Origin of the sequence: Adhaeribacter arboris (assembly GCF_003023845.1) — a bacterium.
Lineage (GTDB): Bacteria > Bacteroidota > Bacteroidia > Cytophagales > Hymenobacteraceae > Adhaeribacter > Adhaeribacter arboris.
In genome coordinates, this window is the sequence record NZ_PYFT01000001.1 from 3948640 (window position 1) to 3959935 (window position 11296).

At 41.1% G+C, this 11296-nt stretch carries 11 protein-coding genes; 7 read left to right on the forward strand and 4 right to left on the reverse strand.

Annotation, left to right across the window (positions count from 1 at the left end; translation table 11 throughout):
• Positions 1-56: 56 nt before the first annotated feature.
• Complete coding sequence (locus tag AHMF7605_RS16290; protein WP_106931112.1) at positions 57-1085, reverse strand: FecR family protein; 1029 nt, start codon at positions 1083-1085, stop codon at positions 57-59.
• Between the two features lie 554 nt (positions 1086-1639).
• Here AHMF7605_RS16290 and AHMF7605_RS16295 point away from each other — a divergent pair.
• Complete coding sequence (locus tag AHMF7605_RS16295; protein ID WP_146153606.1) at positions 1640-2272, forward strand: RNA polymerase sigma factor; 633 nt, start codon at positions 1640-1642, stop codon at positions 2270-2272.
• A gap of 168 nt (positions 2273-2440) precedes the next feature.
• Here AHMF7605_RS16295 and AHMF7605_RS16300 read toward each other — a convergent pair whose 3' ends face one another.
• The 3 genes from AHMF7605_RS16300 to AHMF7605_RS16310 form a co-directional block, all read right to left on the reverse strand.
• Entirely contained in the window at positions 2441-3412 is a 972-nt protein-coding gene (locus AHMF7605_RS16300; RefSeq protein WP_158267527.1) for a phosphotriesterase family protein, read from the reverse strand.
• A gap of 165 nt (positions 3413-3577) precedes the next feature.
• The gene (gene sdaAA, locus AHMF7605_RS16305; protein ID WP_106931118.1) at positions 3578-4486 is read right to left on the reverse strand and encodes an L-serine ammonia-lyase, iron-sulfur-dependent, subunit alpha; all 909 of its coding nucleotides are present in this window, start codon (positions 4484-4486) and stop codon (positions 3578-3580) included.
• Between the two features lie 218 nt (positions 4487-4704).
• On the reverse strand, positions 4705-6138 hold the full coding sequence (locus tag AHMF7605_RS16310; protein WP_106931120.1) for a thioredoxin-like domain-containing protein: 1434 nt from the start codon (positions 6136-6138) through the stop codon (positions 4705-4707).
• Between the two features lie 502 nt (positions 6139-6640).
• On the opposite strand from AHMF7605_RS16310, the gene AHMF7605_RS16315 reads away from it, so the two are divergent.
• The 6 genes from AHMF7605_RS16315 to AHMF7605_RS16340 all read left to right on the forward strand — a co-directional run bounded on the left by AHMF7605_RS16315 (position 6641) and on the right by AHMF7605_RS16340 (position 11231).
• Positions 6641-7147 (forward strand): NADH-quinone oxidoreductase subunit A, encoded by a 507-nt coding sequence (locus tag AHMF7605_RS16315; RefSeq protein ID WP_106931122.1) that lies wholly within the window; start codon positions 6641-6643, stop codon positions 7145-7147.
• 13 nt (positions 7148-7160) lie between these two features.
• Positions 7161-7739 carry a hypothetical protein gene (locus AHMF7605_RS16320; RefSeq protein ID WP_106931124.1) on the forward strand — a complete coding sequence of 193 codons (579 nt, stop codon included), beginning with the start codon at positions 7161-7163 and terminating at the stop codon, positions 7737-7739.
• A 1-nt stretch (position 7740) separates the two neighbouring features.
• Positions 7741-8268: an NADH-quinone oxidoreductase subunit B gene (locus AHMF7605_RS16325; RefSeq protein WP_106931126.1), complete on the forward strand. Its 528-nt coding sequence runs from the start codon at positions 7741-7743 to the stop codon at positions 8266-8268.
• A 98-nt stretch (positions 8269-8366) separates the two neighbouring features.
• Complete coding sequence (locus AHMF7605_RS16330; RefSeq protein WP_106931128.1) at positions 8367-8918, forward strand: NADH-quinone oxidoreductase subunit C; 552 nt, start codon at positions 8367-8369, stop codon at positions 8916-8918.
• A gap of 96 nt (positions 8919-9014) precedes the next feature.
• Positions 9015-9929 (forward strand): DUF5655 domain-containing protein, encoded by a 915-nt coding sequence (locus AHMF7605_RS16335; protein ID WP_106931130.1) that lies wholly within the window; start codon positions 9015-9017, stop codon positions 9927-9929.
• A 99-nt stretch (positions 9930-10028) separates the two neighbouring features.
• Positions 10029-11231, forward strand: coding sequence for an NADH-quinone oxidoreductase subunit D (locus AHMF7605_RS16340; RefSeq protein WP_106931132.1), 1203 nt, complete (start codon positions 10029-10031; stop codon positions 11229-11231).
• Positions 11232-11296 lie beyond the last annotated feature (65 nt).

Sequence of the window (11296 nt, forward strand, 5' to 3'; positions counted from 1 at the left end):
TCGATAGCAAACTTTGGTTAATGGTTTATTTAAATTATTTAGTATTGGTATTCAAATTATTTACCTTTTATAATCAGGGTATTGCCTTTTTGAATCATTTCTAACTGAAAAGATTTAGACAAGGCCGTTAATAAGGTTTCTACATCCTCCACGTACACTTCGCCGGTTAATCTCCGGTTCATCAGGGCCGGATCGGCAAGCTTTACTCGGAACCCATAGTTATCTTGCAGCAAGCCAGCAATTTCTTGAATAGAGGTATCATCAAACAATAATTTTTTGTGTATCCAGGAAGAATAAACCAAAGGGTTAACTTTCTTTTTTACAAACTCTTTATTGTCGGCCGTTAGCTCGGCCAATTCGCCTGGCTGCATAATAGTAGATTTACCCGGCGCCAGTTTACCCGCGCTGAGCTGTACTTTGCCGGAGTTAAGCACTACCCGGGTGCGGGTCTTACGGCTGTTTACATTAAACTTGGTACCCAGCACTTTCACATCCATAGTTCCGGTATGCACTAAAAAACGGGCATCGCCCCGACCAGTCTTTTTCACGACGCTAAAAAAAGCTTCGCCTGCCAGCCACACTTCCCGGTCTTTAAGGGAGCTCCAATTATTTTTTAAAACCAACTTAGAATTACTGTTTAAAACCACCGTCGATTTATCGGGTAATACAATAGTGGCAGTTTCGCCGAATCCCGTTTGATAGCGCAGTTCTTTGGTTTTCTGATGAAAATAAAAACCCGCTGCCGTTACGAATAAAAAACCCAGCCAAACCGCCGCTAATTGCCATACTTGCTGGCGTTGGTACCATTTTACCGGGGTTACCACCCACTGCTTCTGCTCCGTTTGCGATAGATACTGCGTTAACTTTTGCCAACCAGCGTCTATGGTATGCCGCGGAACTTGCTGTTGCTTAAAATTAATACCCCGAATAATTGCCGCTGCTTCATTAGCCAATGCCTTCTTATCAGAGTTATTTTCTAACCAGGCATCCCATTGTATTACATCATCCGGAAAAGATTTATTTACCCAATGCTGAAAGGATTCATCCTGTATAAAATCTTTCAGTTCGTAATCAGAAAATTTCATGTCTAGTAAATCCCTTTAATGTAAAGCGCTTACTTTTATGGTCATCTTGCTTTGCTGTTTATCAGGAAAAAGCAACCATCCATAACCTTTTTAACAAGCACCTATAATCCAGAGCCGCCTAATTAAAGTGGATACTCTATTTTTATAATTTTTTTTTATTTTTTATTAAAAATTATATTCACGAACCTAGAGCAGAACCAACCCGAATGAAGAAGTATTTTTAAATATACAGAGTATAATTCAGGAAGAAAAATCCGTAACCTGAATATTTTTGTTGGAAAAGCAAATTTGAAGTTTATCCTGACTTTTGATTTAAATCATTGCCGAAAATCAATTAATAATAAGCAATACTCATTGCAAATTTGAATACAAAATTACCATATCGTTAATAATTTTAAATTAAACCCCGCTAAAAAGTGTTATTAGTATAAATCTTCTAAAAAGTATATTCGCAAATTTGATTATTTTAAACGCATTCTGTAATATCGTAGTAGTATTATTTGTATCTGCAATTATACTTTTGTCTTTTGCCTATTTAAAACGAATACAACTCTGTGGCCATTCATATGCATTTGGTAGTTAATCAGCCAAAAGAAATTTTTATTGTAGATTATTCCAGTCAGACGGATGCCGAAATTTGGAACGATTTCAAGAAAGGGGAAGAATTAGCCTTTTCGTATATTTACTACAAGTTTTTTAACGATTTGTACTATTATGGTATTAAAATTACAAATTCCGAGGAGATAGTACAGGATTCTATTCAGGAATTGTTTGCTTCTATCTGGAAAAATAAAGATCAGTTAGGTCACGTCCATTCTATCAAATTTTATTTATTAAAATCGCTCCGCCGAGGTATTATCCGGCACCTGGAACGGGATAAAAAACAATACTTGCGCCTGAGCATTTTTGGCAGTAGGCAACCGGATATAGCGTTTTCGGAAGAAGAAATTACTATTCAGGAAGAAGCCAGTTCCGAAAAAAAACAACATATTTCTAACTTGCTTAATACTTTATCGAAGCGCCAGAAAGAAGTAATCTACCTGAAATACTACGAAAATCTGGAGTTCGACGAAATTGCCGAATTAATGGTTTTGAATTACCAATCGGTAATTAACCATGTTCATAAAGCCTTTAAGAAATTGCGCAAAGATCAGGATTTTGCCCGCTTGTATATAGCCGGCAAGTAAGATATACATTGAAGATTATCTGAAATTTTGATTAATTTTAACACTAGTCTTTTCATATCTCACTCATCCAAGACTTGGCACAAAAGTAAATCCATGTTGTGGCTAATGAGGTAAGTTAGTTTTATTGTTGTAGCCTTTTTTATCCTGTAACCAGATCCTATTATTTTTTTACTTGCTGGCCGCTAGTCTTAAACCTGGTGTAAAGGCTTGCTTCGGATTAGTTTCTAAAAGTTGTTTTACTTCGGCCTTTGTAAAACCGGCCGCTCGTAAGGCTGGTAAAAAAGCAGTAAAAACGGTTTCATAGCCACGAAACTCGCCTCCTTGTTTTTCACCCACGTGGTACCAACCCGCATCCTGCGAAATAAGCACTTGCTTTAATAAGCCAGCTGACTTCATATTCTGAAGAAATTGCACGTATTCCGGAATATTATCGGGACTAATGCCATCAAACTCCACCCAGGCTCCGGATTTTGCGGCTTGTTGGTGTAGCTGCGCATTTTTCTCGTTTTGAGCGTGTACCCAGATAAATGCTTTTTCGGCCACTCCGTTCTCTTGCAAAAGTTTAAGTTGAGCCAAAGCCGCTTCGCCATTACCGGTATGCGAGGCAATAGTTAAACCGGTTTTTAAATGCGTGAGCGCGGCTGCTTTTACTAATTTTTCGTTTACCGTGGAAAGTGGGCCAGCATCTACGCTGATTTTCATAAAACCTGGCCGGATATCCGTGCTATCAATTCCTTGTTCAACTTCCTTTACCCAACGCGCCGAAAGTTGCTCGGCGGTTTCGGAAAAAGCATGCTGCGGCAAAAATTTACCTTGTCCGGCACCATAGTAACCCGTATTGGTGAGAATGGTAAGTCCGCTGGCCTGACTTAAGCGTTGCAGCAAAAGAGCATCGCGACCTAAATAAGCCGGGGTACATTCAATTAATGTTTCACAGCCTTGTTGCCGTAACTTCTGGAGGTAGGGCATTACTTTTACAAAAACCTCGTCGGGATTATACCGGTTAGGATTAACCTGATCGGCACCGATAAAATCAACCAGTACGTGTTCATGAGATAAAGTAACCCCCAGCTTACCCGAAACAGGTCCGGTTACCGACATAATTACAGGCGAAGGAACGGCAACTTTTTTCTCCTTCATTATCCAACTCATTGCTAGTCCGGCTAGCAGCGATAGAATTAATAAATAACAGTTTGGCTTTAGCAGCATGAAAATAGATAAGCGACAATTAAAATTATTTAAGATGTATCTTTTCCAGAATAGATCAAGCAGTAAAGTAACAGAATTTAGAAATCGGCAATCACACTACGGAGCCGTTTCTTCATCCGGTAGTACCTCAATATCTTGTATCAGGACCTTTTTTTCGATGGCGCGGCCAGTCGGAGTATTGGCTAAACCGCCTAAAGCCGTTTCTTTGTAGCGGGTTTCCATACTTTGCCCCACTTCTCCGAGCGCCAGCACACATTGGTCCACGGGAATAACCGGATTTACCCCGGCAATAGCAATTTGCGCCGATGAAAAAGCAATAGCCGCCGCACTGGCATTGCGCACAATACACGGTACTTCTACTAAACCCGCCACCGGATCGCAGATTAAACCCAGCATACATTGAATGGTAATAGCTACCGCGGCAAAAACCTGCTCTACGGGGCCGCCCAAGCAATAAACAATAGCTCCGGCTCCCATAGCGGCTGCGCTACCGGTTTCGGCCTGGCACCCACCCACTGCTCCGGCCAACGAAGCATTTTGTTCAATAATTAAGGCAATGCCGGCCGCTATTAATAAACCTTCGTGAATTTTGCGATCGGGTAAGTGATGTAAATCTTGCAAAGTAGTTAATATCCCCGGTAAAATACCCGACGCGCCCGCCGTGGGAGCTGCCACTATCCGGCCCATGCAGGAATTTACTTCTTTGGCCCCTAAGGTCCGGGAAATTAAAGTTTTAAATTCTTCGGATAAAGTAGTTACCGGGGAAGCCGCTACTTTTTTGGCGCCGTTGTTTACCATCCCTGACCTTGAAACCATATCCGCCGAAAGGCCGGTCTTTACGGCTTCTTGCATTACTTGGTAAGCGCGGGCAATATTTTGCCAGATAAATTCTTCGGTTCGCCCTCTTAACTCTATTTCGTAAGCTAATACAGGCTCATACAAGGCTTCGCCCGTGGTAGCGCAGTGCTTTTCCCAACTAACAAAATCTTCAAAAAGCAAAGCCATTTTGTGAAGTATGAAGTTTTACGTGATAGGGTATACTTTTTTTTGAATATTTCTTCCAACTCTACTCTGGCTATTTGCCAAAATTTAAAAAATAGAAGTAAACAAACTCTTCGGTTTCGGGCCAAACAAGCAATGTTTCTACTAAATATAACACTTTCTAAGCAGCTTTCCGCTATTACTCCTTTACTATTTGCGCTGTTTTATTAAAGAAAGTTCCTCTATTCTGCTTGCGCCTCCATCGTTACGGGCACCAAAAATTTCTCACCGGTGGTAAGATCTACTTTTAACAGTTGGTGATGGTTGGTATCCGTAATCCACAGGATAGTATCTATTAATTTTACGTCGTTTGGTTCGTCCAGACCAGCGACAAGAGTCTGTACCCGGTTTGTTTCCAGGTTTAGTACTTTTATTTTACCGTTATAGGTGTCGGCGATGTACAACTGATTTTGGTATACCGCAAGTCCCATGGTATGTTGCAGCAGAGCGGCATCCGCGTCGCCATCTACATCGCCGAAATCAAATAATCCGGTTCCGATTAAAGTTTGTACCGTTCCTTTATTTAAATCAATGGCCCGGATGGCGCTGGCTTCGGCATCGGCTACGTACAAAATACCAGCCTGTAAGGCTAAACCACTCGGCTGGTTAAAGGCAGCTTCCAGAAGAGAGCCATCGGCAAGAGCTTCGCGGCCCGTTCCGGCAAATCGCCGCACCGTTTGGGTGGCCAGGTCCATTATCAGAATCTGGTGATTACCGGCACTGGCAATATACAGCGTGTTACCCTCCAGGACCAGATCCCAGGGACTATTTGGGTTTACCGGCTCATCCAGGCTTTCTGCAAAGAAATAATAATCCAGTTCGCCGGTTCCCGCAACGGTAGTAACTTCGTTGGTAGTTAGGTTTACTTTCCGGATAGCATTGTTTTTGGCATCCGCCACGTACAAATTCTCATCCTGCAAGGCAAGACCGTGGGGTTCGTTAAAGGTGGCTTCGTTAAAAGAACCATTGCTAAAACCCCGCTGACCGCTACCAATTACCTGAAGTATCTTTCCTTCCTGGTTTATTTTTAAAATTCGATGATTGCCGCTATCGGAGAGGTAAATAGCACCAGTGGCATCCGTAATAAATTTAGAGGGAAACTGCAATATACCCGCGGCTTGCTCTTCCGGTTGAAAAGAAAAAAGGGTACGGTTTATTTTATCGCCAAAATCCTGAATTAACAAGTCGATGTTGGGCTTTACCACGTCGTAAATTCCTTCACCGGCCCTTTGCCCAATTACTTTACCGGCCGGGTCAATCAAAACAATGGTAGGCCAGGCGTTTACCGCATAATGTTTCCAAACCTCAAAACCGGCGTCGTTTACTACCGGGTGCGTAATCCCGAACTTAAGAATGGCTTTCCGGATAGCATTATGGATTTTTTCGTTATCGAACTTGGCCGAATGTACCCCAATTACTACTAACTCTGCGGGATATTCCGCTTCCAGGCGGTGCAAGTCGGGTAAAATGTGCTGGCAATTAATACAACCTAACGTCCAAAAGTCCAGCAATACAATTTTCCCTCTGAAATCATTAACAGAGTAAGATTTACCGTTGGTGTTAAGCCAACCGTATTTGGTATCTATTTCAGGAGCATTTACGCGACCGGTAATCATGAAGTAGTTGTTAGTTGTTCGTTATTAGTTGTTCGGGTAATATAGTCGATAGACGATAGTCTACAGTTATGAAAAATTTTATATCAGGTTATTTTAGGTTTAAAAAACCGGCTTTTTAAAATAGACGGAATACTAACACTCGCCGGAACATACAGGAATTATACGCAAAACTACTTTCATTTAAGTCCTCCGTCTTATCTAGGTATAAGGTTAGGCTAATATATCCGAAGCAAATTGCTAGTTGAACCGAACATGCGTCGAAAAAGTTACAACCCATCCCCAAGCTTTTTGTTTTAGCATTACCCAATCTTTAGGCGTAACTTTCGTCTTTAAATAGCTAATTGTAGCCGGAGAAACGCGATGAAATAAAGAAAATAGATTGAAAAGCCGGGTTAGCGTAAACTTTAGAATATACGTATTCCGACGAAATGAATTTAGATTATAATTTACAACCAGTTAGTGCTTATCCGCAGTTGGTTAGTCGAACAACGAATAACTATTTATGAACGAACTATATTTATCTGATTTCGGCACCATTCTGCTCTTTCTTATTGGAGGAGCGGTGTTTATTATGATTGGTCTGCTTACGGCCCGGTTTATCCGGCCGGCAAAACCAAACCCTGAGAAATTAGCCTCGTACGAATGCGGCGAAGAATCAATGGGAAGTTCGTGGGTACAGTTTAATCCGCGTTTCTACGTGATTGCGTTAATTTTTATCATTTTCGATGTAGAGCTTGCCTTCTTATTTCCGTGGGCGGTGGTATTTGGGCAGCGTTCGTTAATAGAAGAAACCAATGGTTTGTGGGGTTGGTTTGCTCTCACCGAAATGTTTATTTTTATTGGTATTCTGGCTTTAGGTTTAGCATACGCCTGGGTTAAAGGCCACCTGGATTGGGTAAAACAAAAACCCGTTATTCCGCGGAGCATTTCTAAAGTACCGCTATCCGTTTACGCCAAAATCAACGCTCAGCAGTACGAGATAAAGAAAGAAAAAGTAGAATCGTTGTAATAATTAACCTAATATGATAGAAGACTCCAAAGCACATTCACTAGATACAATTGAAGATGTAGAAACAAAGTTGAAGCGTTTTGAATCTTCTGATTTCATATATCAAGAAGATCTTACGAAAGAATTAGATCTGTTAGATGGTGATTTTGACGAAAGAATAATCAGTAAGATTGTTCTTTGGAAAGTTAATCGTGCACCTTTGTTAGACAATAAAACGATTGATTTATTAAATAAAATTAAAAAAGACGATAAACAGATTGACGAAGACTTAACGAAAGAAATTCTCACAAGACTTTTAGATAAGAAGAATAGAGGTTTCGATTTACCGATGGCTTCTACTTTGTTAAGATTCAAAAATCCATCTATTTACCAAATAATTGATCAACGCGCTTACCGAATCTTAAAGAAAAATCAAATTTTAAGAATTCCTTATTCTATTGAGAAAAAGATTAACCTCTACTTAGCATACCTAGCCGACTTAAGAGCTTTAACTGATAAATATAACCTCAAATTTGAGTGGTTAGATCGTACTCTTTACAAAATGGATAAAGAAATAAATAAAAATATAAAGTTGAAAAATTACGGAAAATAAAATGACCAATATACCGAGCAGAGAGAAAACCGGGGAAGGCAGTATTATAATAGGTAAGTTAGATGATTTTTTAAATTACGCGCGCTTATCGGCCTTGTGGCCCATGCAATTCGGACTAGCCTGCTGCGCTATTGAAATGATGGGAGCCTGGTCGTCGGCGTATGATATTGACCGAATGGGAGTTATTCCGCGGGCTTCTCCCCGTCAGTCGGATGTTATTATTATTGCCGGCACCGTTACTTTTAAAATGGCGGATCGTATCCGGCGGTTATACGAACAAATGGCTGAACCGCGCTACGTTATTTCGATGGGATCTTGCTCTAACTGCGGTGGCCCTTATTGGGAACACGGTTACCACGTAGTGAAAGGCGTTGACCGCATTATTCCGGTAGATGTTTACGTACCTGGTTGCCCACCCCGCCCGGAAGCTTTAATTGGTGGTTTTCTGCAATTGCAGGAAAAAATCCGGCAGGAAAGCTTACTCACCGCGCCCAAAGCCGTGCAAAGATTGATGGGGGTTAGTCCATAGATCACTGATTGTTATGGTTGAATGGTTAGATGGTTAAAGGATTGATTAACTTAAAACCCGGTAGGTTTTAAAAACCTACCGGGTTTAAATACAGGAAGATGTCTTTCGACGAAATTAAAAATATTATTACCGGAATTTTTGGCGATACTGTGATTGTACGGGAAAACCGCCAGGAATTAATGCCTTATTTGGTTATTCAAACAAACCAGATAGCCGAAGTTTGCGCCGAATTGCACGCGAATGAACAATTGTATTTCGATGTATTATCTTGCCAGACAGGCATTGATAATGGTCCGGACGCAGGCACTTTAGAGGTAGCGTATAATTTGTATTCTATTCCTTACAACCACCATTTGTGCCTGAAGGTTACTGTGCCGCGTAATGCCGAGAATGCACCTTTACCAATCATTTCTACGGTAAGCCACATCTGGCGCACCGCCGATTGGCACGAACGCGAAATTTTTGACCTAGTAGGAATTCAGTTTTCAAATCACCCGGACATGCGCCGGATTTTATGCGCCGCCGACTGGGAAGGCCATCCGCTCCGGAAAGATTACAAAGCCCAGGAATATTACCACGGCATCCGGGTAGCTTTCGACGAACACAACCGCAACAACGGCTTTAAAGGCGAAAACTGGCGAGAGAATTAAATAATTTTAAAGGTACTTTTGATTTCCAAACTATCGGGTAACAATTCTACTGCAAGAGTTGATCACAAAAAATATTGTATTTGAGGACACAGCGACATGCCCATTTTCAAAGAAGATAGCGGACAACTAAAAAAATTGAAGATTAATTCATTGAGTAAGGAGAAAAGCCTTCAATTACTTATTGAAAATAATTTATTGGAAGTTTTGGATATGCATCTTTTAGCTAGTGAATACTCCACTACTTTTGGTGGGCGGATTGATACACTCGCTGTGGATATGGATGGAGCGCCGGTGATTATAGAGTATAAATTAAATAAAAACGATAATGTAATTAATCAGGCATTATCTTATCTGCGGTGGCTGAAAGCTCAAAAAGTTGAATTTTTTGAAATGCTAGTAATCAAAAAATTAGGTAAAGAAGTATCGGATAAATTAAAGATAGATTGGAATAACCCACGGGTAATTTGCATTGCCGAAAATTACAGCAAGTTTGATATTGACACCGTAGAAGTAATTCCGATGCGTTTAGAACTTTTTAAATACCGCTATTACGAGAATGGTATTTTTAGTTTAGAATCTTTAAATACTAATTCACCCACTAGTGAAAAGTCAGAAAACCTTAAAGTAAACAGTATTCTTGAAAATATAAGCCTTATCAACGAGGATACGAACAATATCAAAAAGGGTCTTATAAAAGCGCCATCTTCTATCCAAAACCTTTTCGAAGAACTACGCAGCAGAATATTACAGCTAGATGAAAATATAGTAGAAAAGAAAACAGCAATTTACATTGCTTACAGAGTTTCAAAAAACTTTGCTGAAGTCCATTTGGGTAAACAGCAGATAAAATTATATCTGCGCTCCGTTAACTATGAAGATCCGTTAAATAAAATCGAGAAAGTACCAGAAACTTATCAATATACGATGGATTGCCGAACTTATATTAGAAATACAGAAGATCTTGATTATGTAATGAAATTGGTAGAACAATCTTATAATGATGTTATATAAACTTAACATGCATGCATAAAACCATTCAACCATCTTACAATTTAGCACTACAACAAATAAAAATTCGTGGACTATTGACCATGGACTATCGACTAAAAAATGACCAGCCGTTATACCGAATATTTACTGCAAGCCGAACCGAATAAGTTTGACGTGGCCGATTTAAAAGCCGGTGAAATGCTCTTGAACATGGGACCGCAGCACCCGGCTACCCACGGCGTTTTACGGCTCGAACTAATCACCGATGGCGAAATAGTAGTAGATGTAGTACCGCATATTGGCTATTTGCATCGCTGCTTCGAAAAACACGCTGAATCGCTGGCTTATAACCAAACGCTGCCTTACGTAGACCGCATGGATTACCTGGCCGCCATGAACTCGGAACACGTTTGGTGCATGGGCGTGGAAAAAATGCTGGGTCTTACGGGTCAGTTACCGAAGCGGGTAGAATACATTCGGGTGCTGGTAGCCGAGTTAAACCGCATTGCTTCCCATTTAGTAGCTATTGGCACCTACGCCATTGATATTGGCGCGTTTACGCCGTTTTTGTGGTTACTCCGCGATCGCGAACACATTCAACGCTTGCTCGAATGGGCTTCCGGCGCCCGGATGCTGTACAATTACATCTGGATCGGGGGCTTATACTACGATTTACCCATTGGGTTTGAAGAACGCTGCCGGGAGTTTGTGGAGTATTTTTTACCCAAGCTGGAAGAATTAGATCAGATTTTAATTAATAACAAAATTTTTATTGATCGTACGGCGCACGTAGGAGTTTTGCCCTTGGATGTGGCGATTAATTACGGTTGCTCCGGGCCAATGCTGCGCTCTTCAGGTTTAAAGTTCGATTTACGGCGCGTAGATGGGTATTCGGTTTACCCCGAACTGGAATTTGATATTCCGGTAGGGCAAGGCTTAATGGGTACTACCGGCGATTGCTGGGATCGGAATTACGTGCGGGCGCAGGAAATGCGCGAATCGCTTAAAATTATTCGCCAATGCCTGGAACGCCTGACTACCGATTATAAACGTTCGCCCGATTTTGATCCGCAGGCTATGTGCCCGAAAAAAATTAGGCCGAAAGAACAGGAATTCTATTTCCGGGCCGAGACTCCACGCGGCGAGTTAGGTTACTATTTCCGGGCTACCGGTAAATCAGACATTCCTTTCCGGTGCAAAGGCCGTTCGCCTTGTTTTTCTAACTTGTCGGTTCTGCCCGAAATTGCGAAAGGCTGTATGGTAGCGGATTTAATTGCTATTGTAGGTTCGGTGGATATTGTATTGGGAGAGTTAGATCGGTAATTCTTCAGGTTTCTTTGGAGCCTTTTCCAGTCTCCAGGTATTGGCGCTAATGCGGTTTTAAGAGT

What these genes read in the sequence shown, in the direction of transcription:
- AHMF7605_RS16290 (WP_106931112.1), bottom strand. Translation starts at nt 1,085, where the DNA reads ATGAAATTTTCTGATTACGAACTGAAAGATTTTATACAGGATGAATCC.
- AHMF7605_RS16300 (WP_158267527.1), bottom strand. Translation starts at nt 3,412, where the DNA reads ATGAAGGAGAAAAAAGTTGCCGTTCCTTCGCCTGTAATTATGTCGGTA.
- sdaAA (WP_106931118.1), bottom strand. Translation starts at nt 4,486, where the DNA reads ATGGCTTTGCTTTTTGAAGATTTTGTTAGTTGGGAAAAGCACTGCGCT.
- AHMF7605_RS16310 (WP_106931120.1), bottom strand. Translation starts at nt 6,138, where the DNA reads ATGATTACCGGTCGCGTAAATGCTCCTGAAATAGATACCAAATACGGT.
- AHMF7605_RS16315 (WP_106931122.1), top strand. Translation starts at nt 6,641, where the DNA reads ATGAACGAACTATATTTATCTGATTTCGGCACCATTCTGCTCTTTCTT.
- AHMF7605_RS16320 (WP_106931124.1), top strand. Translation starts at nt 7,161, where the DNA reads ATGATAGAAGACTCCAAAGCACATTCACTAGATACAATTGAAGATGTA.
- AHMF7605_RS16325 (WP_106931126.1), top strand. Translation starts at nt 7,741, where the DNA reads ATGACCAATATACCGAGCAGAGAGAAAACCGGGGAAGGCAGTATTATA.
- AHMF7605_RS16330 (WP_106931128.1), top strand. Translation starts at nt 8,367, where the DNA reads ATGTCTTTCGACGAAATTAAAAATATTATTACCGGAATTTTTGGCGAT.
- AHMF7605_RS16335 (WP_106931130.1), top strand. Translation starts at nt 9,015, where the DNA reads ATGCCCATTTTCAAAGAAGATAGCGGACAACTAAAAAAATTGAAGATT.
- AHMF7605_RS16340 (WP_106931132.1), top strand. Translation starts at nt 10,029, where the DNA reads ATGACCAGCCGTTATACCGAATATTTACTGCAAGCCGAACCGAATAAG.